This is a genomic window from Halobacillus sp. A5 (assembly GCF_024189315.1).
Classification (GTDB): Bacteria; Bacillota; Bacilli; order Bacillales; family Halobacillaceae; genus Halobacillus_A.
Genome location: NZ_JAIZEO010000003.1, coordinates 478,539 through 501,819, shown reverse-complemented (window position 1 = coordinate 501,819; position 23,281 = coordinate 478,539). Strand labels below are relative to the sequence as shown.

27 protein-coding genes and 1 riboswitch are annotated in these 23,281 nt (G+C 41.0%); of the genes, 3 read left to right on the top strand and 24 right to left on the bottom strand.

Annotated features, from left to right (window positions below):
- Positions 1 to 157 precede the first annotated feature (157 nt).
- The 16 genes from flaG to LF822_RS14175 all read right to left on the bottom strand — a co-directional run bounded on the left by flaG (position 158) and on the right by LF822_RS14175 (position 12,962).
- The gene (gene flaG / locus LF822_RS14250) at positions 158 to 529 is read right to left on the bottom strand and encodes a flagellar protein FlaG (RefSeq protein WP_253924733.1); all 372 of its coding nucleotides are present in this window, start codon (positions 527 to 529) and stop codon (positions 158 to 160) included.
- 137 nt (positions 530 to 666) lie between these two features.
- Positions 667 to 1,671: a flagellin N-terminal helical domain-containing protein gene (locus LF822_RS14245; RefSeq protein ID WP_253924732.1), complete on the bottom strand. Its 1,005-nt coding sequence runs from the start codon at positions 1,669 to 1,671 to the stop codon at positions 667 to 669.
- A 71-nt stretch (positions 1,672 to 1,742) separates the two neighbouring features.
- On the bottom strand, positions 1,743 to 2,570 hold the full coding sequence (gene hag / locus LF822_RS14240; RefSeq protein ID WP_253924731.1) for a flagellin Hag: 828 nt from the start codon (positions 2,568 to 2,570) through the stop codon (positions 1,743 to 1,745).
- 128 nt (positions 2,571 to 2,698) lie between these two features.
- On the bottom strand, positions 2,699 to 2,926 hold the full coding sequence (gene csrA / locus LF822_RS14235; protein WP_253924730.1) for a carbon storage regulator CsrA: 228 nt from the start codon (positions 2,924 to 2,926) through the stop codon (positions 2,699 to 2,701).
- Positions 2,913 to 3,365, bottom strand: coding sequence for a flagellar assembly protein FliW (fliW, locus tag LF822_RS14230; RefSeq protein WP_253924729.1), 453 nt, complete (start codon positions 3,363 to 3,365; stop codon positions 2,913 to 2,915). Before fliW ends, csrA begins: the two co-directional genes overlap by 14 nt.
- A 35-nt stretch (positions 3,366 to 3,400) precedes the next feature.
- On the bottom strand, positions 3,401 to 3,931 hold the full coding sequence (locus tag LF822_RS14225) for a DUF6470 family protein (protein ID WP_253924728.1): 531 nt from the start codon (positions 3,929 to 3,931) through the stop codon (positions 3,401 to 3,403).
- A gap of 55 nt (positions 3,932 to 3,986) precedes the next feature.
- Entirely contained in the window at positions 3,987 to 4,898 is a 912-nt protein-coding gene (flgL, locus tag LF822_RS14220; protein ID WP_253924727.1) for a flagellar hook-associated protein FlgL, read from the bottom strand.
- 11 nt (positions 4,899 to 4,909) lie between these two features.
- On the bottom strand, positions 4,910 to 6,445 hold the full coding sequence (flgK, locus tag LF822_RS14215; RefSeq protein WP_253924726.1) for a flagellar hook-associated protein FlgK: 1,536 nt from the start codon (positions 6,443 to 6,445) through the stop codon (positions 4,910 to 4,912).
- An 18-nt stretch (positions 6,446 to 6,463) separates the two neighbouring features.
- Positions 6,464 to 6,958, bottom strand: a complete 495-nt coding sequence (locus LF822_RS14210; RefSeq protein WP_253924725.1) for a flagellar protein FlgN — start codon at positions 6,956 to 6,958, stop codon at positions 6,464 to 6,466.
- Positions 6,955 to 7,230, bottom strand: a complete 276-nt coding sequence (gene flgM, locus LF822_RS14205; protein WP_253924724.1) for a flagellar biosynthesis anti-sigma factor FlgM — start codon at positions 7,228 to 7,230, stop codon at positions 6,955 to 6,957. Before flgM ends, LF822_RS14210 begins: the two co-directional genes overlap by 4 nt.
- A gap of 63 nt (positions 7,231 to 7,293) precedes the next feature.
- Entirely contained in the window at positions 7,294 to 7,716 is a 423-nt protein-coding gene (locus LF822_RS14200; RefSeq protein WP_253924723.1) for a TIGR03826 family flagellar region protein, read from the bottom strand.
- A 65-nt stretch (positions 7,717 to 7,781) separates the two neighbouring features.
- Positions 7,782 to 8,453, bottom strand: coding sequence for a ComFC family protein (locus tag LF822_RS14195; protein WP_253924722.1), 672 nt, complete (start codon positions 8,451 to 8,453; stop codon positions 7,782 to 7,784).
- On the bottom strand, positions 8,450 to 9,847 hold the full coding sequence (locus tag LF822_RS14190) for an ATP-dependent helicase ComFA (RefSeq protein ID WP_253924721.1): 1,398 nt from the start codon (positions 9,845 to 9,847) through the stop codon (positions 8,450 to 8,452). The genes LF822_RS14195 and LF822_RS14190 overlap by 4 nt, the downstream gene beginning before the upstream one ends.
- A 62-nt stretch (positions 9,848 to 9,909) precedes the next feature.
- Positions 9,910 to 10,755 carry a DegV family protein gene (locus LF822_RS14185; RefSeq protein WP_253924720.1) on the bottom strand — a complete coding sequence of 282 codons (846 nt, stop codon included), beginning with the start codon at positions 10,753 to 10,755 and terminating at the stop codon, positions 9,910 to 9,912.
- 242 nt (positions 10,756 to 10,997) lie between these two features.
- Entirely contained in the window at positions 10,998 to 11,672 is a 675-nt protein-coding gene (locus LF822_RS14180) for a response regulator (RefSeq protein ID WP_253924719.1), read from the bottom strand.
- Positions 11,673 to 11,834: 162 nt separating this feature from the next.
- Complete coding sequence (locus LF822_RS14175) at positions 11,835 to 12,962, bottom strand: sensor histidine kinase (protein WP_253924718.1); 1,128 nt, start codon at positions 12,960 to 12,962, stop codon at positions 11,835 to 11,837.
- A 162-nt stretch (positions 12,963 to 13,124) separates the two neighbouring features.
- Between LF822_RS14175 and LF822_RS14170 the strand changes: the two genes are divergently transcribed.
- The 3 genes from LF822_RS14170 to LF822_RS14160 all read left to right on the top strand — a co-directional run bounded on the left by LF822_RS14170 (position 13,125) and on the right by LF822_RS14160 (position 16,459).
- On the top strand, positions 13,125 to 13,763 hold the full coding sequence (locus tag LF822_RS14170; RefSeq protein WP_253924717.1) for a YigZ family protein: 639 nt from the start codon (positions 13,125 to 13,127) through the stop codon (positions 13,761 to 13,763).
- A 32-nt stretch (positions 13,764 to 13,795) separates the two neighbouring features.
- Complete coding sequence (locus LF822_RS14165) at positions 13,796 to 14,839, top strand: LCP family protein (protein ID WP_253924716.1); 1,044 nt, start codon at positions 13,796 to 13,798, stop codon at positions 14,837 to 14,839.
- A 159-nt stretch (positions 14,840 to 14,998) separates the two neighbouring features.
- Positions 14,999 to 16,459, top strand: a complete 1,461-nt coding sequence (locus tag LF822_RS14160) for an APC family permease (protein ID WP_253924715.1) — start codon at positions 14,999 to 15,001, stop codon at positions 16,457 to 16,459.
- Between the two features lie 150 nt (positions 16,460 to 16,609).
- Here the strand turns inward: LF822_RS14160 and LF822_RS14155 are convergent, their stop codons facing one another.
- The 8 genes from LF822_RS14155 to LF822_RS14120 all read right to left on the bottom strand — a co-directional run bounded on the left by LF822_RS14155 (position 16,610) and on the right by LF822_RS14120 (position 23,206).
- Positions 16,610 to 17,809, bottom strand: a complete 1,200-nt coding sequence (locus LF822_RS14155; protein ID WP_253924714.1) for a TcaA second domain-containing protein — start codon at positions 17,807 to 17,809, stop codon at positions 16,610 to 16,612.
- Between the two features lie 104 nt (positions 17,810 to 17,913).
- Positions 17,914 to 18,057, bottom strand: coding sequence for an anti-repressor SinI family protein (locus LF822_RS14150; RefSeq protein WP_253924713.1), 144 nt, complete (start codon positions 18,055 to 18,057; stop codon positions 17,914 to 17,916).
- A gap of 25 nt (positions 18,058 to 18,082) precedes the next feature.
- Positions 18,083 to 18,169, bottom strand: a riboswitch (cyclic di-GMP riboswitch).
- A 65-nt stretch (positions 18,170 to 18,234) separates the two neighbouring features.
- Positions 18,235 to 18,441 (bottom strand): YkvS family protein, encoded by a 207-nt coding sequence (locus LF822_RS14145; protein ID WP_253924712.1) that lies wholly within the window; start codon positions 18,439 to 18,441, stop codon positions 18,235 to 18,237.
- Positions 18,442 to 18,644: 203 nt separating this feature from the next.
- A complete protein-coding gene (locus LF822_RS14140; protein WP_256522074.1) occupies positions 18,645 to 19,346 on the bottom strand; it encodes a CpsD/CapB family tyrosine-protein kinase in 702 nt (233 codons plus the stop codon).
- Positions 19,336 to 20,094, bottom strand: a complete 759-nt coding sequence (locus tag LF822_RS14135) for a YveK family protein (protein WP_253924711.1) — start codon at positions 20,092 to 20,094, stop codon at positions 19,336 to 19,338. Before LF822_RS14135 ends, LF822_RS14140 begins: the two co-directional genes overlap by 11 nt.
- A 132-nt stretch (positions 20,095 to 20,226) precedes the next feature.
- On the bottom strand, positions 20,227 to 21,273 hold the full coding sequence (locus LF822_RS14130; protein WP_253924710.1) for a glycosyltransferase family 4 protein: 1,047 nt from the start codon (positions 21,271 to 21,273) through the stop codon (positions 20,227 to 20,229).
- 44 nt (positions 21,274 to 21,317) lie between these two features.
- Positions 21,318 to 22,436 (bottom strand): glycosyltransferase, encoded by a 1,119-nt coding sequence (locus tag LF822_RS14125; RefSeq protein ID WP_253924709.1) that lies wholly within the window; start codon positions 22,434 to 22,436, stop codon positions 21,318 to 21,320.
- A 41-nt stretch (positions 22,437 to 22,477) separates the two neighbouring features.
- Positions 22,478 to 23,206, bottom strand: a complete 729-nt coding sequence (locus LF822_RS14120) for a WecB/TagA/CpsF family glycosyltransferase (protein WP_253924950.1) — start codon at positions 23,204 to 23,206, stop codon at positions 22,478 to 22,480.
- Positions 23,207 to 23,281: the final 75 nt, after the last annotated feature.

Below are 23,281 nucleotides of genomic sequence, written 5' to 3'. Positions count from 1 at the left end.
TTACATTTATATCGGTTTATAATTAAAAAAGTTAAATAAATCATTCATTATTAATTTAGAAGTTGAAATGCTTCAGCGGGGAAAATGAGGGAGAAATTTATTTGGTAGGTTGTTTTAGGGAGAAGACCGGATTCTTCTCCCTTTAATACTATTAGTCTTACCCTTTATGATCTACAATCAGCCCAAGAAACTCTGCCATAGCCGCATGGTAGTCAAGCATTTTCTTGGGGGGTATTTCCTTAACCACTTCATCTGTGGAAGAATCGACAATCGTAACGTAATACTCTTCAAGTTTATCATGAAACTTAAACCGCAGTGAGGTTTCCTGGTATTCCAGCATCTCATTTAAACCTTCCACGAGTTCCTTACTCTCCTCTTTTGAAGAACTGTAAATCTCTATATTTGGTTCTTCTATAAGAGGCTTCTTCTGTAATTCTTTCAAATTCTCCTGAACCGTTGCTACATCACTAAGCTGCTGAGTACTTCTCTGCAGGAGCTGTGATTGGGTCATGCTCTGTTTAACATCCACCTTCAACAACTCCCAATGTTATTTGAGTTTTATTTTGGAACTAATATTGTAATAATAATGACTTTGTAAACTAAAAACCACTCAATTAAAAAAGAAGGCGGCACATTGTGAGCCACCTTCTGTGCAAAGCTATACGATTATTGTAGTAGTTGAAGAACTCCCTGCGGTAACTGATTGGCCTGTGCTAGCATTGCTTGTGATGCCTGACCAAGAATTGAATTCTTCGTTTGGTTCATTTGCTCTTCTGCCATATCAACGTCACGGATACGGGATTCCGCAGCTGTTAAGTTTTCAGAAGAGGTACCAAGGTTGTTGATGGTGTGGTCTAAGCGGTTTTGATTTGCCCCTAATTTTGACCTTTCTGCTGAGACATCTTCAATTGCCTTGTCGATATCAGTTATAGCAGAATCAGCGTTTTCTTGTGACAAAATATTAATTCCATAAGACCCTGTATCTCCGTCTGTCAATTCTGAACCAGCCTCGAGCATTAGATCCCCCGCTTCACTACTAGTTCCGTCACCAGTATAATAACCAGCTATTCCACTATTTGCATCATCAGATTCTACATAAGTTGCTAAGAGGTCATCTGTATCTGGATCTAATAATTGACTACTATCATCTGCTTCAAATTTAGTTCCCACACCTAAATTATCTGCTCTCATATCACCAATATCTAAATCTAAACTCTGATCACTATTGGAACCTATTTGAAAAGTCCCTGAAAAGTCCCCATCCAACAACTTCTTACTGTTAAACTCAGTATCTTCTCCAATACGAGTAATTTCTTCAGCTAATTGATTTACTTCTTTCTGAAGTTCCTTACGATCGGTGTCTGTATTAGTATCGTTGGCAGATTGTACAGATAGTTCGCGCATTCTTTGAAGAATGTCATGTGTCTCATTTAAAGCACCTTCAGCAGTTTGTATCATGGACACTCCATCTTGAGCATTTCTTGATGCTTGATCTAATCCACGTATTTGACTCCTCATTTTCTCTGAAATAGCTAGTCCAGCAGCATCGTCTCCGGCTTTATTAATCCGTAGACCAGAAGATAATTTCTCCATTGAAGATTGCTGCGCATTATTTGCCTGTCCCATTTGACGGTGGGTATTAAGGGCTGCAATATTATGATTTATTCTCATTTACTTTATCCTCCCTGATATAAATGCAGTACTTCCTTGTACTAAATAAAATCAATAATTAAGTCCCAAAATTACCCTTGAAGAAGCTGAAGTACACCTTGAGGCTGCTGATTGGCTTGAGCCATCATAGCTTGAGATGCTTGACCTAAGATCGAGTTCTTGGTTTGATTCATCTGCTCTTCTGCCATGTCCACGTCACGAATACGAGATTCTGCTGCAGTTAGATTTTCCGATGATGTTCCAAGGTTGTTAATAGTATGATCTAAACGGTTTTGGTTTGCCCCTAGTTTAGATCTTTCTGCTGAAACTTGTTCTATAGCATCATCTAAAATAGATATAGCGTCATCTGCACCGCCTTGTGAAGTAATATCAATGTCGGCTACTTTATCTGTACCCCCAAGGCTAGCAGAATCCATCTGCCCAATATCAATACTTAAACTTTGACCATCATTTGAGCCAATTTGAAAAGTAACGTCGTCAGCAGACCCATCTAATAACTTTTTAGAGTTGAATTCAGTGTCCCCAGCAATTCGATCAATTTCATCAACTAATTCATCAACTTCTTTTTGAAGCTCTCCGCGATCAGTATCTGTATTCGTATCGTTTGCAGATTGAACTGATAACTCCCGCATACGCTGCAGGATATCATGGCTTTCGTTAAGTGCACCTTCAGCAGTCTGAATCATAGAAATCCCATCCTGAGAGTTACGAGAAGCCTGATCCAGTCCGCGAATCTGCCCGCGCATTTTTTCAGAGATCGCAAGACCTGCTGCATCGTCTCCAGCTTTGTTAATACGAAGCCCGGAAGATAGTTTCTCCATAGACGCCTGCTGACCCTGGTTAGCCTGTCCCATTTGACGGTGTGTGTTTAAAGCTGCAATATTGTGATTAATTCTCATGTTAATAATTCCTCCTTGAATGTGTAAGTAATTCCACGTCCTTGTGAAATTCTTTAAATACAAAACAAACAGCCGGCCGACTTTTGTAATGCGTTACATTACTTATATCGACCGACTGCGCCAGGAGTTTAATTCTTTTTTGTACTTTTTAACATATCCAGCAGATTTTCTTTAAAAGCTGCTGCCTCGGCATTTTCCTCTTTAATTGCCGCATACACTTCCTGACGATGGATATCGACGTGTTTCGGTGCATCGATCCCAAGCTTGACCTGCCCGCCTTCCACGGAAACAACTTTAATCGAGATGTCTTCACCGATCTGAACGGACTCTCCTGCTTTTCGGTTAAGGACGAGCATGGGCTTCACCGCCTTGTTCCTGCAGTAGGGGATGTTTGGTTCGATAGCTTGTGTCGTGCAGAATGACTTGCTTTCCTAATTTCTTTTCTACATTCACAATCACGGGTGCCTGCAAATTTAAAGTCGATCGAGTAAAAGGCTCCTGAACAGTAATTACGCTATACACCGCTACTTCTTCAGGCTTCTCAATTTGAACATCTTTCAGAGTCTTCTCTTCTAAATCGAATTCGTAATCTTTGTAAAAGAAGTATGGGTTTGTCACAATTAACGCGACGCCTGGTTCATCTATAGACTGCATAGCTGAATACACGCCGTCTTCATCAACAGGGAGTAATACAAATTCGTAATAGCTCTCAAATCCCGGCAGCCCCTGCTCAAAGTGTATTAAATCATCTTTTTTAACATCAATTTCACCGAAATATTTTGTTTCTATCTTCATAGGCATCTCCTTTCCTTACACTTTCCAATCGATCTTTAAATCAGGGTATTGTTCCATAAGCCGCTTACGCTCCCCGGCTGCAGCGAAGTTTCTGGATCCTGCTTCGTTGTATGAAGAATCGGCTTTTGCGGTTCAGCGGATATGTCTGCTCCGCCAGGCTCGTAGCTGATATCTACCAGGTCATAGACAGGACGGCCGCCCGGCTGAACCTCAAACTCAAACCCTGCATTTCGCTCGGCCTGAGCAGCAATTGGATTTCCTCCATCTTCAATCCTCATCAGTTCATCACCTTCTGATGCCATGCGGACGAGCCCTTCCATCCATTTCTGCTCACCGACCTGAGCTGTTTCCTTTGTACGCACAGCTGTACTTTTTAAATTAAGGTTATGCCAGGCTTCCGTTTGATCAATTGTCAGCTGCCCCGTGCTCTGCCTAATCGACATTTTGGCTTTCGGCTGCTGAATCGACTGCTCAGCCTGGGGCTGGCGGATCGTCTGCTGTCCTTTATTAATGGTTAATCCCAGTTTAGCTGGAGTCGACTGGATTTGAATTTGAGGGATAGTCATAAGAACACCTCCAAAAGGAAAAAATCCAGCTTACACTGGATTTTTTAAGAATGAACTACTTTAGAAAGTCCATTAGCGACGGCTGCATCACGCGGGCTCCAACACCCATAGCTGCACGATGAACACTTTCCTGTGTTTTTAATTCCGTAATCACTTTCTCGATTTCAGCATCTTCGTTATCAGACATCATTCGTTTGGCACTTTCTTCCTGAGTCCCTAACCGGTCTTCAATCAGCTCGACTCTATTCATCCGTGCGCCTAAGTCCGCCCGTTCTCCGACAAAACTGTCCACGTGTTCATCGAATTGACTGAGACTGCTGCCCAGCTCGTCTTCACTTGCTCCACTTTCTAAATCAGAAGCAAATTTCTCTATATCGCGAAATAGATCGTCATTAAACACCGAGCTCGGTGTTACATTTACCTGCATCTTCACTCCTGGAGAAACCTCTAACTCCACAGGGGAATCATTGGCATCCACCAATGTTTCTTCATCAAAGTCTTCAAGGTCAAAGTCTTTCAAGTTTTCCATATCGATAGGTGCCTCTGTCGTATTCTCTCCATTAAAAATATGCTTGCCATTCACTTCAGTATTCGCGATCTCCCCTAAGTGTTCTTTTAACTGACGCACTTCCTTAGCAATATTCTCACGTTCACCGTCTTCATACGTGCCGTTACTCGCCTGTACGTTCAGCTCACGAATTCGTTGAATCGCCTGCGTGCCTTCATCTAGTGCCGAGTCGCTGTTGTCCATCCAGTTATGAACTTCACCAATGTTACGCTGAAACTGCTCCACCTGACCAACCTGAGAGCGATAATTCATCCCTTTCATGGCTACAACAGGGTCCTGGGAAGGCTTACTGATTTTTTTACCGGTCGAAAGCTGTTCCTGGTATTTACCCATCTCACCATAGCTTTTGCTCAGGTTGCCCAGCATATTATTAGACAGCATTCCTTGTGTTACGCGCATGATTCACTCACCTACCTTCCGACTACACCCATTTGGTTAATGACACGATCAAGCAGTTCATCGATAGTTGTAATGTTTCGAGCTGATGCATTGTACGCATGCTGGAACTTAATCATATTTGTCATTTCTTCATCTAAAGAAACAGAACTGACCGAATCACGCTGCTCCTGAGCGGATTCTTTTAGCGTATCAGAATTACCCTTCATACGGTTCGCTTCCTGGGCATCAACAGCCATCGAACCAATCAAAGACTCGTAATAATCATCAAGTGAAGTCTCTTCCCCAAACAATTCGTTCGACTGGTTCTGCACTTCGGCAAGCTCACCTGCGTTATCTCCATCACCTGCATAGGGGTCCTTGGCAGCAGCGATGTGATCGGTATCTTCTTTAATTTCGTCCGTAATATCGATCGTTCCTGCCAGGTCTTTAATAACTCCATCATCTTCTTCTCCGTCAATTTGAAAGAAGTCCGGCACCTCAGCCCCGTCCTCGATGCTGTTTAAAGATTCGCCCTCTTTATGTACTGCATTGAATTCCTGTGCAAAACCTGTGGCCATTTTATCCAGGTCACCGAGCATATTTTCCATCGTGCCGTCAGCTTCTCCATCACCGTTTACAAACCCACCTGAATCCAGCAGCCCTTTTAGTTTTCCGTCTGAAGTAAACTCACTGACAGAAAATTCTTCGTCGCCTAACGTGACATTTTCAGCAAGCTGATCATCGTTGTAGTTCACCTGCAGCTCATTCGTAGAATTATCTGATCCATCTACCAGCTTAGGTTCCAGTGTGTCCCCGTCCTCACCCACTAAGGAAATGTTCGCTTTTCCCATCGCCATCGCATCAGCAGAGGAAGGCGGGTTCTCATAGGTGACATCAATGTTTACCTGCTCAGACAACTTATCAATTAAATTGTCACGGGCATCATATAAATCATTTGGTACCTGACCATGAGGCTCAACTTCAGCAATCTGTTCATTTAAGCTGTTAATCTGTGAAGCCATCGAATTAATATCTTTCGTTGTGACCTCTGTCTCTTTCGCGATATCACCCTTTAATCCATTGAGCTTATTGGATAAATAATTGAACGTCTCCGCAACGGCCTGCCCCCGCTGCCTTACAACCGAACGCGCCCCCGAATCCTCCGGGTCTACTGAAAGATCCTGCAATGAATCCCAGAAACGATCCATAGTTTTAGATAATCCATCCTCAGAAGGCTCATTCATGATATCTTCAAGGCGGCCTAACGCATCTGAACGGGAATCATAATAGCCGGACTTGTTATTCTCGGCTCGATATTGATCATCCAGGTAGCCGTCACGAATCCGTTCAATAGCTCCTGCTGTCACCCCTCCGCCAATTTGACCCGGGATTTCGGGACGATTCCTTGAAGACGGCGGGTAAGGGCCGGCCTGTTCAAAATTCACACGCTGCCTCGTATACCCTTCAGTATTTGCATTTGAAATGTTATGCCCCGTTGTACTTAACGCAGACTGCTGGGCAAACAATCCGCTTTTTGCTACTTCCAGTCCTCCAAACGTTGATCCCATCGTACTCCCCCTCCATCTTCAAGCCTGTGAATCGAATACGGAACGTTTAGGACCACTCGACTGTGAAGTTCCGCCGTAATTTACGTTTTCAATCGTAGGCTGCAATAAATCCAATGACATATTCACAAATTGAAGCGACTGTCTCGTTAGATCTCCGTTCAAAACTTCCTGCTGCTTTAATTCCGCAAGCACGAGAATAAAAGATTCATATACACATTCAAGCTGCTTACGCTCTGACCAATCGACCCACTCAATGATATCTGAGACCGCCGGGTTCTTACCTTCAAACCCCGGCTCGCCTGCCGCCCACACATTAACAGCCTCGATTCGTTTCTTCTCAAGCATTTCAATAGCGGACACATGCTTCCGTTCCTGATTCAAACATGCCCGCAGCTCTTCAATATCATTTGTCTTCAAAGCTTCTGTTTTATTTTTCGATAAGGTAAGGAGACTTTCGTGCAGCTGCTTCAATCTCTCCAGATAGTCTATAATCTGCTTAATGGCCACACTCATTCTCCTTTATGATCCGCAAAGAAATCGACAAGATTCTCAGCCGTCTGTTTGGAATTCACCTTATAGTTCCCATCATCAAGCTGTGCTTTAATCTCCTCAATATACTTCCGGCGTTCTTCACTGGTCTTCCCTGCATCATGGAGCGCCTTGCCATGATCGGAGATCTCCACTTTATCCTGCTGCTGTTTTGTATTATTTTTTAAATCATTCTGCTGATTCATCTGCTTTTGATAAGGATTCAAATTCGTACGATTCGTGCCTTGAATTTTCATTCCATACACCTCTTTCTATCATACTGGCTTTACTTTATATATCGGTCATAACCAGCTATACATTTAGCGATTGTTTCCTTTCACTGAATAATAAGTCACTTGGCCCAGGTCTTCTTTCTTACCCTTTTGAGCAGCTTGCTTCATTTTTTCCTGCTTTTGCACGCCTTCTTTCAGCTCTCCAGTACAGCTTTCACACATTCGGCCATCCTTAATATCTGTACCACATTTTTCACAAGAATACGCCAAACCGGGAAACTGGGTAGGATGAAGCCGCTTTGCTTTGACGAACTCACGAATTTTATATTCCTCCACACCCGTCTCACGCACAATATCAGGAACAGTAGCCGTCCGGTTTTTCTTCTGTCTGACGAACGAATATACCGTTTGAAAATCATCTTCCTCCTGCTTCACACAATCCCGGCAAATTGCTGCAGGCCCCTTCATAAACAATCCATGACACCACGGACAATTCGCTAACTCCGCCATAATAAATCCTCCAATAACACTCTTTCTCTATTATATCGGCAAATCTAGCGAAATCAAAAGAGAACCTAGCGAAAAAGTGTAAACGAATAAACTTCCGGGCACCCAGCTTCACACAGCAAACGTCCTAAATGACGCACCGTCATCCCCGTCGTATAAATATCATCAACAAGAATCACCGGCCGCTCCGGCTTCCCAATCAACTCAAATGGGTTCTCCCCTCCGATCCGCTCCATGCGTCCCTTCTTCGACTGTTTCTCACTCCCCTTCCTTTTAAAAAAGCTTAAAGGAGACGCACCCAGTTGAGTGATGAGAGCTTCCGACTGATTAAAGCCCCGCTCCCACAGCCGCTCCTTACTCAACGGAATGGCAGCAAGATCAGCCTCCATGCTGTGAAAGTGGTTTTTATACTTCTTCTGGGCAGCTTCAGTAAAGGCCTCAATGAGTGTAAAGTCCCCCCGGTACTTCCAGCGGGCAACGAGCTCTTTCGCAAACTCATTATAAGAGAAAACAGCAACATTCTTTGTTAACACACCCGCATATTCGGATCGCTCCCACCGCTCGCAGTCGTAGCACACTTCCGCTCCGTCGGCCCGTCCACATTGAGGACAGCCCGGCTCTTCTATGCCTGACAGCTTATCACTGCACTGCAAACATACCTTTACCGGTTTTTGAAGAGTTAAGAAGGTTGTCCAGTCCACGCTCGGTAAGACAGGGGAAAAGCAGATAATGCACCTCATTGTTTCTTCGCCTTTAGATTCATTTTTTCAATTGCTGCCTGTGCTTCCAGCATAGCTTCAGTTTTTCCAATGTGAAAAAAGATCACTCTACCATCAGGGTCGTCAGGGCTTCTGCCCGCCCTGCCGGAAATTTGTACTAAGGCTGCTTCATCAAACACTTGATGACCTGCATCAATGACAAATACATCCACCGATGGAAATGTCACTCCGCGCTCTAATATCGTTGTTGTTACTAAAATGTCAATTTCTAGATTACGGAAACTATTTATTTTATCAGCTCGCTCTGGATCCTCTGCATGCACTGACTTTACTGAGTAATGAAGCGATAATAAAGAAGCAATGTTTTCTGCAGATTGGATCGTTGAAGCAAATAGCAACAGCTGCCGCTTACCTTTACGCTGATTAGAAATGTGGGAAAGGATTGAACTGGGGAGAGCCCCTTTAGATAAACGAGAACGCAGAGTCGGAGTCAGCTTCAATTTAGGGACAGGAAGGGGATGACCGTGAAATCGGGAAGGAATAAATACAGCTGACAGCTGCTTTTTGCGGATACGCTTCTTTTCTTCTTTACGAGGAGTGGCCGTCAAATAAATCTGGGCAGATGCTTTTTTTGCCGCCCGGGATGCAGCCCATTTTAACGATTTATCATTATGAAAAGGGAAGGCGTCAATCTCATCTATAATCACAACATCGAACGCATGCGTGTAGCGGTAGAGCTGATGGGTAGTCGCAATTAACAACTGGGCAGATCCCAATTTCTCTTCACTATCCCCGTATAAGCCCTGGATATCAACATCAGCAAATGCGGACTGCAGCCGCGGAAGCAGTTCTCTTACGACGTCCGTACGCGGCGTCGCGATACAAATTCTCAAGCCTTGCCGCAATGCATAGGTTATTCCCGGGAAAAGCATTTCTGTTTTGCCTGCACCGCAGACGGCCCATACGAGTAGTTCCTCTTTCCTTTTTATAGAGGAGATAATTCGCTCTGCCGCGTTTTGCTGACCAATTGTTAAGTTCCCCTCCCAGTTGCAGGGTGCTTCATGTTTTTTAAAGGCTGTGCAAGAACTAAAGATATAGAGAGATTCACATTCAGTCACCCTCCCCATCATCACACAATTACGACAATAACAGCAGCTGCACCCGCAGACGCAGTGGGGAAAATGACCAAACAAATGGGATTCATCTGCCCCGCAGCGGCCGCACCGATTAGAGGTAATCGAAGGGAGTTTATACACATATTCATGTTGAATTAACTGCTGTAATTCATTTTCATCTAAGGGAATTTCATTTCTGGTAAGCAGCCTGCCGGAAAGCTGTTTATAAGGAGAGTTACTTGGAATGGGAGACAACTGCGGATGTGAATGGGGAGATTTTACATTGAATAAATGGAGCAAAAGATATCACCTGCTTTATAAAATAATCACCTGCTTGAGTCTCACAAACAGGTGATGCTTAATTAAGATTGGCGGTACCAGCCCAGCCCCATGGCTCCTTCGCCCAGGTGGGTGCCAATAACAGCTCCAAAATAGCTGACCGTTACTTCTACGTTATCAAACTCGGATTCGATTTCCTCTTTAATTTGTTGAGCATCTTCTCTGCGGTTGGCATGAATAACGCTGGCTTTATAGTGACCATTTTTTGATATAGATTCCTCAAATAAAGTAAGAATTCGCTTTAATGCTTTTTTTCGTGTGCGTATCTTTTCAAACGGGACAATTTTTGTATCTACAAAATGAAGTACAGGCTTCACCTGCAGCAGACTGCCTACAAAAGCCTGGGCTCCATTTAAACGCCCGCCTCTTTGGAGGTGTGACAAATCATCAGCCATGAAGTAAGCGCGCATCGATTGTTTCATTTCCTTAAGCCTGGAAAGAATCTGTTCAGGTATTTCACCATTGTCAGCAAGTTCTGAAGCTTCAAGAGCATAATAGCCCTGCATAAAACAGCTGATCTCTGAATCAAAAACGTGAACTTCTATGTCATCTACCATCTCGCCGGCTGTAACCATGCCTTGATAAGTACCACTGATTCCACTGGAAAGATGGATCGCTACAACTGCATCATAATCCTTAGCCAGTTCCTCTAATTTCTCCTTCATCATGCCGATAGAGGGCTGGGAGGTTTTAGGAAGTTCCTCATTTTCTTTCACCATGTCATAGAAGTCATCCGCTGAGAGGTCGATTTCTTCCTGGTAGGACTCCTCTCCAAAGACAACATTTAGAGGAACCATATGTATATGATTAGATTGACGAGTTTTTTTAGGAAGATAAGCTGTACTATCTGTAAGTACTGCTGTTTTCATAGGATCAAACTCCTTGTTTTTCATTTAACCTTAGATTTATGTAAGAACCAGCTTTAGTATTATTTTACATGATCGACTTTCTAAATGCACCTGCTGTTTGATCGATTAGCAGCAATTCTTTCATTCAAAGACAGGATTCTATCATTTAAAGGCCTGCTCCTCTTCCTGCATTGTAAATTCTTACATACTATCGACACAAAAAACTCTCTGACTAATTCAATAGTCAGAGAGAAATTATTCATCTATATTACTTCTACCCAGCCGTTCTTAATCGCCGTGACAACAGCTTGAGTACGATCATTAACATTCATTTTCTGAAGAATATTACTTACGTGGTTTTTAACAGTCTTCTCACTGATAAACAGTGCTTCAGCTACTCCACGATTACTCTGCCCGTCCGCTAGTAATTGCAGTACTTCACACTCACGGCGGGTTAATAAATGAAGCGGCTTCCGATATTCGATCGTTCGGAAGGCTTCGTTAGAATTAGTATCTGATAAACGCCGGTACTCTGCTACTAGATTATGTGTCACTTTAGGGTGAAGGTAGGATCCTCCATTACCGACTACTTTAATCGCCTCAATTAAAGCTTCGGAATCCATTTCTTTTAACAGATAACCCTGAGCTCCCGTTTTCAATGCGTGAGTTACGTAATTTTCGTCGTCATGAATGGAAAGTATAATAACTTTTAAATGAGGATAGCGCTGAGTAATTTCAGCCGTAGCTTCTACACCATTCATACTAGGCATATTGATGTCCATTAACACGATATCCGGGTTATGGTTTTCAATTAGCTCTAAAGCGGCAGAGCCATCGTCTCCTTCAGCCACTACTTCAAAGCTCGATTCAAAATCTAAGATGCGTTTTACACCCTCGCGAAATAATTTGTGATCATCAATCAAAACGATACTGGTCATTTTTGAGCCTACCTCCTAAATTTTTTCATTCGATTTTTTTTATTTTGTCTCGAATGAATCATCTGTTATGTCTCTTTATCTCTAACTTTAGTCGATCGACCCTAATCCTAATTCCTATTATAAACGATTCATGCCTTTTTACATAGTTTTTCTCTATACTTGCTATTGTAAAGGCAATTCTATTGTGACGATGGTCCCTTTTCCTGGAGAGGATTGGATATGTAAGTCTCCATTTACCATATCGACTCGCTCTCGCATTCCCATTAATCCAAACGACTTTTCTTTCTTTACAGCCGGATCGAAACCTTTTCCATCGTCTTTTATGACAATCCTCGTTTTTTCTCTTTTTAGTTCAAACTTTACATCGATCAAACTGGAGTCAGCATGCTTCACTGCGTTTTGAACGGCTTCCTGAATTAGTCTGAATATCGCTACTTCGTATTTACTTTCTAACCTTCGCTCTTCTCCCAGTGATGTAAAGTGAATATGCACCTGGTTGTATTCTTCAATCGTAGCCAGATATTTCTTTAAAGTAGGTACCAATCCTAAATCATCCAAAGCCATAGGTCGAAGGTCGTAAATAATACGCCGCACATCATATAGGGCAGAACGCACGAGTTTCCTTACATTGCGCATTTCCTCAAGAGCCTCATCCACGCCTCGTTCATCGTAAATCCTCTCCACGAGATCAGACCGGAGCATAACATTAGCCAGAGCCTGGGCAGGACCATCATGAATCTCTCTTGACAAGCGTCGGCGTTCTTCTTCCTGAGCCTCAATAATCTGCAGACCAAACTCCTGCTTCTCCTTTGCAGTTTCAAGGGTTTGAGTAACACATTGGAAGTCTTCCGTTAAATAATTGAGCACAACGGAAATCTTTCCCCCTAACGCTTCGGCACGATCAATAGTAGCGTCTAAATTACGGAGACGAATTTCAATTTCATCACGCCGCTCACGAAGCTGCTTCTCTTTTTCTCTTGTCATTGATAAATCCATCTGCAGACCATGAGTCTGTTCATACACTTTGCGGATATCTTCCTCAGAATATTGTCTGAATTGTTTACTCACTTGTGACAGGCGTATCCTGGAGGAGCGAACGTTTCTTTCAATGTCATCTCCTCTTTCGATTAACCCTGAAACTTGCTTTTTAATCGTTTCAAGTTCTTGATGCAGCTTCTCAAACTCTACTCTGGAGTCCTCGCTAATCTGGAAGATTTCATCCTTGCTATTCGACACAGCAGAAACCATATCTTTAATAATGTCATCAAGTGCTTTGTTCCCAGATCTCATGTAAAGTCTCCTTCATCAATGTTCACGATACTCATTCGTCGGACCCATGTCTATTTGTGGGGGTGAATTGTCAATCACTTATAATCATACAATTACCTACATATTAAGTTGCCCCTTTTGCACTAACCATTATATAATAAAAATTTAGGAGGTTAAATGACGATGCTAGAATGTTATACAACTGTAAAAAAACAAGGGCAGCATGAAATAAATATACAAAAATCCCGTTTTATCGGCTATATACAGAGATGCGAAACTGAAGAGGAAGCACAGGAATTTATTCAATCTATTAAAAACAAACATCCCGATGCCAACCATAACTGTTCGGCCTACATGATCGGTGAGCATGATTTAATTCAAAAAGCTAATGATGACGGGGAACCAAGCGGAACAGCAGGAGTACCTATGCTGGAAGTTCTAAAAAGGATGAAAGTAAAGGATACTGCTGTCGTAGTCACGCGTTACTTTGGCGGGATCAAGCTGGGCGGGGGCGGTTTAATCCGCGCCTATTCAACAACTACTTCCGAAGCGGTAAAAGCTACAGGGATTGTAAAAAGGGAATTAATGCGGGAATTGATTGTAAATGTTGATTACTCTCTCCTCGGAAAACTAGAAAATGAATTGAGAAATTCAAAATACCACATTAAAAAGGTTCATTACTTAGAAAAAGTGGAATTAGAAGTATATGTAAAGAAAAATGAAATTGGTGAATTCGAGGGGTGGATGACTAACTTAACGAGTGGTCAGTCCTCAATAACTTATGGGAATTATGAGTATATGGAAACCCCGGTTGACGAGTGAAAATAAAGATAATAAATAAGGAGATTACCTGGATGAAAAGGAGAAAAATTAAAATAGTCTTATGGACAGCCGGCTTTTTAATGCTTCTAACGGTTGGTGCTACTGCTGGATATGCAGCTTATCTTACAGATAAAGCCAAAGACACGGCTAATGCTTCCCATCAATCTTTAGAGCGCGGAGAGAAATCTGATAAAAGAAATGAAGTTGTTACTCCTGATTTAAACTCTACATCCGTGCTATTTATTGGAGTGGATGACAGTGAAACAAGGGACAACCATGAAGGCGGCGAAAGAAGAAGTTTATCAGACGCCCTTGTGTTAGCGACATTTAATAACGATGAAAAATCGGTAAAACTCGTCAGCATCCCCCGTGATTCCTATACTTATATTCCTGAAGTCGGATACGAGGACAAAATCACTCATGCTCATGCCTTCGGGGGCACAGATGCGACTATTAATACAGTAGAAAACTTATTAGATGTCCCTGTTGATTACTACGTGAGGTTGAATTTTAATTCATTTGTTGATGTAGTTGATTCGATTAATGGAGTCAAATTTGATGTTCCATTCGACTTAGAAGAACAAAATAGTGAAGATACTCAAAATGCCATTGAATTAGAGGAAGGCCGACAGGTTGTAGATGGTGAAGAAGCCTTAGCTCTTGTCCGGTCAAGACAGTACGATAGTGATCTCGGCCGCGGAGAACGGCAAATGGAAATGATTGAAGCTATCGTAGACAAGGCAGCATCAGCAGGTGCAGTTAAAAATTATGGCAGCGTTATCGACTCGATAGGGGATAACATGAAAACTAATTTAACCTTCAATGAAATGACCTCTTATAAGGATTATGTCATAAGCGAAAACGGACTTGATTTTGAAGAAATGCAATTAGAAGGTGAAGGCGGTTATATGGATGACGGGGTGTGGTATTATCAAATCGATGATAGTAGTCTTGCTGACATTCAAAGTTCACTACGCACCCATTTAGAATTAGGAGATCAAGCCCAGCCACATTCCTTTGCAGGAGAAAACCCGGAAACCTCCGACACAGAAACTGGCGAACAGGATCGATATTAATAATATTTCCCCGGAAATAATCAAACCGCCTTCCAAAGGGCGGTTTTTTTTGTGGTTTGGACAAAAATTGCCTTTCCGAGGGATGATGTTTGTAGTGTTGCCGCACAATAAGTAGAATAGACTTTGCATGTCAATTTTATTAGGGGGCACTATTGGTTTATGGCAGAGATTGAAAGGAAACAACTTAAAAAATCCTTAAAACCCCAATGGGTTTGGGCTATTGCCTTTGGATCCGCAATTGGATGGGGAGCGTTTGTGCTTCCGACTGATTGGATCGGAGACGCCGGTCCATTAGGTGTCGTCATTGGTATTCTTTTAGGTGCTGTGCTAATGATGATTATCGGTGTAAGCTATGGATATCTTATAAAAAAATTCCCAGTAACAGGAGGGGAATTTTCTTACGCTTATATAGGTTATGGAAGAAAGCTCGCTTTTGTAGCCGGCTGGTTTTTAACGCTTGGATACATATGTATCGTCGCTTTAAACGCTTCAGCCCTAGCTTTACTGGCGAAATTTCTTTTTCCTGAATTTGCAGCCATGGGCACTTTATATAGTGTAGCAGAGTATGATGTATCTATTGTGCAAATTTTGATAGCAAGTCTTGCTTTAATTTTATTTGCATATTTTAATATTCGCGGGGCTGGCTTCTCCGGCAAAACTCAATACGTATTTAGTATCGTTCTTATATTAGGAATGGTTTTACTTGCTTATGGGGCTGTTATTTCTGGAGAACCTAGTCTGACAAATTTGACCCCGGCTTTTGAACCAAATAAACCGGCTATCGCTTCTATTCTTACTATTTTAGCCGTAGCCCCTTTTGCTTATGTAGGATTTGACAATATTCCGCAGGCTGCTGAGGAATTTAATTTTGAATCCAGGAAAGCTTTCGGCCTCATCATATGGGCACTTGTCGCGGCCGGTCTGGCTTATGCCTTAATGGTTATCGTTACAGCCAGTACTATGCCATGGCAGGATTTATTAACTCAAATAGATAATCAAAACTCAGTTTGGGGAACTGGCGATGCTATTGAAAGCTATATGGGCAGGGCCGGAGTATTTACCATCGCAATTGCAATCTGCATGGGGATATTCACCGGCTTAAACGGCTTTTACCTTTCTGCCAGTCGACTGACTTTCGCTATGGGCCGGGCAAGAATTCTGCCTAATGCCTTTAGAGCGTTGCACAGCAAGTACCATACTCCTTATGTTGGAATTCTTTTCACCATGGGTGTATGTTTAATCGCACCCTGGTTTGGCCGTGAAGCATTGCTCTGGGTAGTAGACATGTCTTCCACTGGTGTAGCCATTGCCTATTTCTTTTGTACGGCTACTGCTTACAAGCTTTTCAACTGGACTGAAAAGAGCAAAAAATTTAATAAAGCAAGTATCACTGCCCCCGGCAAGAAATTTTTATCACTGCTCGGACTGATCAGCTCTATATCGTTTCTCGGACTATTGTTGGTGCCGGTTTCTCCGGCGGCTTTAGGTAAAGAATCATTAATTGCTTTAAGTGTATGGATTTTATTAGGAATTCTATTCTACTGCTTTAACTCCAAACGGTATAATCAGCTGACAGAACAAGAATTAAACTATCTAATCTTAGGTAAAGAAAAAATCTAACCTATAAATTTCACTCACCAAAAAGAGGGGGAACGACTGCATTCTTATATAGATCCAGATCGATTCCCCTCTTTTTTCTATCTTATAGGCAGCAGCCCTATTTTCCGGGCAGATTTCGGCTTGCTGTAGTTCTGCTCTAAAGGCCGGGCTTTAGTCATATTCTATTTCTTCTAAATTACTGGTTTTAAACATTGCCATCGGTGTTCCTGATGTAATAAACCACTTCCTCTCTTCCCCGTCATACGTAAATTCATATTCCCAGGAATACGTGTTTTCATTACTCAGCATTTCTTCCGGTTCTTCTCCATTAAGGTAATACCCCGTATCCAAGATAAAAGAAACGACAATGGATGAGGTAAACTGCTCAGTTTCTTCATTATGATCAAACGTTAAACTTCCTATATCATAGGTAACGTTCTTTAAATCACCGTAAAAATTTTTTTCAGAGTCCTTCATATCTTGTATGTTTGCTTCAGTATCTTCTATATACGAATTATTTTTCATTACAGTGAAAGAGGAAATGTCTTGATTTTCGTAAACTTCAATGTAATCTTGAACATGCCGTTCTACTGCTTTCTTTATGTCCTCTTCCAATGATTCTTCAATAGTGTCTTCCATTCCCTGGGGAGAAAGCTCCTCAAATTCAAGAATTATGGTCTCATCAGTTGTTTCATATGTATTTACTGACATCACTTGATCATATTTGTCCCCATTCACTTCTACTTCTCCTTTGACGACATGTTCCCCCGGGGTCACTCCTTGTAATTCGTAAACCCCTTCTGTCATCTCGCCCACTTGATCTCCGTTAAGATACAAGTCAACATTCTCCTGGGAAGTTTGAACATTTAGGTGTGCTGGATTAAGTTTAAGCTTGTATTGATCAAACCATACCCACCTTTGGCCAGAATTACTGACGTGGAGACGCTGAGTATCTTCCTCCTCTGCACCATCTGCCGAGGCTCTCAAGTACCCGATGGTCGAAGCGAACTCACCCGGGTGGTCATTATAATGTTCAACCATGTGCTTTGCCTGAGAACGAGTAAAACCATCTGAGACATGGTCAAATGAAACAAGCTGCACGATCCGGTCAGCGTCATTATTTTTTATTGCTTTTTCAAATTCTTGAACTGAATGCTCGGCTGAAGTTATTTTTGTAAGGTATACCCATCCTGTTGCTGCAAAACTTATTAATAATAGCAGGGTAATGAATGAAACAAAAATCTTTTTCCAATTTCTTTTTTTATACGATTTCTGTTCTTCTTGATATTCTTCATAATATTGGCTGGCATTTAACCAGTCATTGCTTCTGGCGAAGTCAGCCGGCTGCTTGACCTTCTTCGATATTTTCATCCAATTTTCCCCCTTTTTCCACAAAACTATTTCTATTTTACCATATAAAACTATAAAGATTTTACCATCCTGCAGAAAAAAAGAGCCTCTCTTATTAGAGAAGCTCATACTCTGTCTTTTGAATTAATTTGCTTTGAGAGGGATAGAAACTGATGAATCTCTTCTTTTGTTAAACCTTGCTGTTTAGCTTCCTTCATAAGGGCAACCCAATCCGTGTCCAACTTCTTCACACAGTCTAACTTTTTCAATGAATGATCCCCTCCACCATTCACCTTAGACGACCCGGCTGTCCTAACCTATGCAGGTCTTAGACCCGTAGCTTTGCGTCCTTATCTTTCAATAAGTTTGCCTTTTTACAAGGAGAAGTTGTTTATAAAGTTTATTATAAAGCCCCGCTAAGAATTAAACAACATATTTTCAGAATATTATGATAAAATTCGGTAATTTTCGTGAGCTACTACTGTACGGTCATATTCAAAGTCAATTTCATCTAAATTATCCATAATGGTTAGGTCAACAATCACAGACCTCTGGCACTGACTTGGAATTACTTTTCCTTTAAACATTATCTCATTTCTTTCAAACTCAACAATATTTCCTGGACTCGCTACCTTTGTATCTGGTGTAAACATGATAATGACCCCTTTCAACATTTACAATAATTTAAAATAAAGGATAATGGAATTTTCTATATCTGGCAAGTAATTTCATTTTATTTTACATGAAAATTTTGATTATTTTAATAAATATGTTATTAACAATTTTTTTATACATGCTTCATAAAACTATTATTGCCCTTTTAGATCCAAAAAAAACAGAGCGAAAATCGCTCTGTTTATCCGTTACCGTAGTAATAATAGTAATTACTGTTTTTCTTTTCTCTATCATTTAGTACAACACCCAATAAGTTGGCTCTAGACTGTTCCAGTAATTCTTTAGCGCGTTCTGCTGCTGAAAACTCAGTTTGACCGCTTCTTATGACTAACATGACTCCATCTACATCACTCGCTAAAACTTGTGAATCTGACACAGCCAGCACTGGCGGTGTATCGAAAATAACGAGATCAAAGTTCTGTCTGGCTTCAAGTATTAATTTCTGCATGGCTTTAGACCCTAACAATTCAGAAGGATTAGGCGGAATTGGACCACTTGTTAATATCTCTAAATTATCCACGGCTGTAGTTTGAATAATCTCATTTAATCCTTCACGGCCTACAAGAAAGTTGCTTAAGCCTCTCGTATTATTTAAACGGAAAGTGTGGTGTACCGTAGGCTTTCTTAAATCAGCATCTACGAGCAAGACTCTTTTGCCCTGCTGAGCAAATACGGCAGCTAAATTAGCTGATGTCATTGATTTGCCTTCAGAAGGACCGGATGAAGTTATAAGCAGTGATTGTAATTCGTGATCAACAGAGGCAAATTGTAAATTAGCCCGAATTGTACGATACTGCTCAGCTATTGGTGACTTTGGATTATCATTTGCAATAATCTTTCTTGCTTTTAAAGCAACTTGTTTTTTTCTGGATTTACGTACCAACTGATTCACCTCTTACTTTAGATGCACGGCTGGGCTGTCTATTCATCGTTTCAGGGCCCAGATCTTCTTCAGAAACTGTAGAAATCACGCCCATTAAAGGTACACCCAGTGTTTTTTCAACATCCTGCTCTGTCTTAATTGTGTTATCCAAGTATTCAAGTAAGAATGCTAATCCAACTCCTATCATTAAACCAACAACAATTGCAATTGCAATATTTAATAGAGGCTTAGGACTAACAGGCGATGCATCAACTTTTTCCACCGCAGGAGATAAAATATTAACATTATCTACGTTCATAAGAGATGGTATCTCTTCTTGAAAGGTCTCTACGGTACCGTTTGCTAATTCAACGGCCATAGCTTGACTTTCATCAGTTACAGTTACTGTAACTACTTGAGATTCTTCAGCACTTGACACCTCAATCTTATTACTAAGCTCTTCAGCCGACATTTGAAGATCCATTGTGTCAATAACCTGGTCTAAGATAGCTGGACTTTTAATAATTACATTGTATGTACTGATTAAATCTACATTTGTTTGAATATCGTTCGTATCATAAGGTGTATTTTCTTCCATACCCTCTGATTGATTAACAATAAATTCAGATGACGCGTCGTATGTAGGTGTTAAAATAAAAAATGTTACGATTGCACTAATAATTGCAGCGCCAGCTGTCACTGCAAGTATCATCCATAATCTCTTTTTTAAAACTTCAAAAATTTCTTTCAGAGAAATAGTTTCCTCCATGAATGTACCCCCAACTATGTAAAATATTCAAAAAGATAACAACATTATATCATAATCTGTTTTAATTTGTAGGAACAAACAAAATTCCCCCTAAAAAAATACAAAGAGTGAGAAATCTCGACTACGTCGTTCTCACTCTTTACTTCGGGATAACCCTGCTTTATTTAATAAAGGACGGTACTTCTCACCTGCTACTTGAGAAATTTCAATTATAATTTCCGCACTAAAAATAAGAATTGATACTACTACTAATGAATTTATAAGAGTAGCCTGTGAAAATAAGACAGCTGCTAAACTGAATAAAGCACTTAATGTATAAATTATAATAACCGTTTGAGGGTGACTGCATCCAAGCTTTAGCAGGTTATGGTGAAGGTGAGCGAAATCAGGTTTCATAATAGGCTGGTTTTGGAGCTTTCTTCTTATGACCGTAATCAACGTATCAGAAATAGGAACACCTAGAATTAGTATGGGAATAACAAAAGAAAACAGTGTAACGTTTTTAAAGCCTAACAAGGCTAGTACGCTGATCATAAATCCTAAAAACATTGCCCCTGTATCTCCCATGAAAATTTTAGCTGGATAAAAGTTATACACTAAAAATCCTAGAGTGGCACCAAGAACAAGCAGCCCAACAATTACGACAAACTGGTTTCCCATCATTACTGCCATACTCGTGATCGTTAAAAGGGCAATAGAAGAAATACCTGCGGCAAGTCCATCCAGACCATCCACTAAATTAATGGCGTTAGTAATCCCAATAATCCAAAATAACGTAATAGGTATACTCAAAAATCCAAATTCAACAGGGGCTCCAAATGGCAGGTTTACAAATTCTATTTTCACACCGCTGCTTATAACAACCGCAGCAGCCATACTTTGTCCGAAAAGTTTATAAAGGGGAGGTAAATTCAAGATATCATCAAATATACCAGTGGCAGCTATAATAACTCCGCCAATGAGGAGCGGAACTGCGTAGGAGTGATTTGGAATGAAGAAGAGAAAACCTAATACCACACTAAAGAATATAGCAGCCCCGCCTAATCGAGGCATTTTTTTCGTGTGAACCTTTCTAATATCAGGATGATCGACAGCACCTACATATTTAGAAAGCTTTATAATAAAAGGTGTCATACATACAGCTATAATAAAACAGAAAAGAAAGGCCTGCAGTTCCATAGTGCACCTCCTTTCTGTTCTTCTCAGGTGTCTTTAAAGCTGCACTATACGTGTGATTCTACTTCGATAGGCTGTTTATACATAAGATCGTAAATTCTAGTCACTTGCTGCGCAAGGTGGTTGGAGGAGTAACGGCTGCGGGCAAAATGATAAAATTTGTCCCCCATCCTTTGACGTTCTTTGCTATCTTTGTCATAAGCAAGATGCAGAGCATTTGTAACACCTTCTTGTTCTGTTACCCATCCATATTTATTGGATGGAACTAATTGTGGCACTCCCCCTACATTTGTAGTAATAACAGGAACTCTTGCTCGTGCCGATTCCAGTAATACCAATGGAAAACTTTCACTTTTTGAAGTCAACAGGGTTACATCCATAAGGGGGAGAAGTGACGAAACATCTTCTCTATGACCGAGAAAATGAACATTGCCGTCCAAGTTATTCGACGAGCACAATTGCCTTAATTCCTGCTCTCTTGATCCATTTCCAATTAAAACCAGATGAGTTTTTGAACATTTTTTATTTAACTCCGCAAAGGATTGTATAGCGATTTCGTGCTGCTTTACAGGTTCAAACCGTGCCACCATACCAATTAAGAAATCAGAGTCATCAAAGCCGAATTCCTCACGGTAATTGTTTTGTTGAGGAAGTACATTGAAATCTACTCCATTGTATATAGTAGAGATTTTATTATGATGAACACCGAGCTTTGAAAGCAAATTTTTAAAGCTCTCGGATATAGCTAAACAATGATCAGCATGGCGAATGGCGTATTTATGAAGTTTGGCAAACATCCTGCCTTTTGTTCCATGGCCGATAAAATCATCATCTGGATGACTATGAAGAGTCAGTATCCATGGAATTGACAAGGACGGCTTTAAGATATTCATCAGCACATTGGCTCTAGGTCCATGTGTATGCACAATATCTACATTTTCTTCCTCAATATAACGCTTAATATGAAACAAAACTGACAAATCATAGGGGAAGCTTTGATTAAAGTTCACAGTGTCAATTGATAAGTTACGGGCTCTTTCAAACATTTCCCCATCTTCTAATACACCTAAAATCACTTCATCGTGATCAAGTTTATTGAGAAGTGAGAGAATATGACTCATGCCGCCGCCCGTTTCATTACCTGCATTTAAATGAAGTATTTTCATTTTGCAAACCCCTCATTTCTACCGTCATTAATTTTATAGTGCTACTTTTTCAATAAAATATGCCAAATGAATCTTGGCAATTGCAGCATTCGTTTCCAGCGAGTAGGTTGTTGAATTAATCTGTAAAACCATTCAAGGTTTAGTTTCCGCCAGAGTACAGGAGCTCGTTTGACATCTCCTGCCAGACCATCAATACTTCCACCGACCCCCATGAATAGGCCATGAGTAAATTCATTTCTAAATTCATGTATCCACTTTTCCTGATTTGGAAAACCTAAACCTACGAAAACAATATCCGGCTTGGCTTTTTTAACAGTATTGACCACTTCAGGGTCATTTAATTCAAAATATCCGTGATGATAACCTGAAACGATAAGGCGGGGATACATTTTTTGTATTTCGTTTATAGCTTTCTTCAATACCGTATCTTTTGCACCTAAGAAATAACAACGCAGCTGTTCACGGTCAGCTTGAGCTAATAAGTCCTGCATTACCTCAAAGCCAGGTATGCGTTCTGGCAATGGCTGCCGCATAAGCTTAGAACCAATTACTACTCCTATTCCATCGGCAATTACGTAATCCGCCTGACGCAGAATCTCTGCATACTCGGGGTCACGATCAGCTTCCATCACAATTTCAGGATTCGCCGTAACGAGAAATACATTCTCATTCAACAAAGAAGGAACTAAATATTTTTGTAACAGCTCGCTGTGGGTGGTATTTAAAAAAGGAATTCCTTTAATTTCAACATACGCTTGATTTACTTTCATCACAAGACACCTTCCTATTTTTTTACAAAGCTTATAAAGAGATTAACAAAATCATTACATGATAAAGATAGTTTA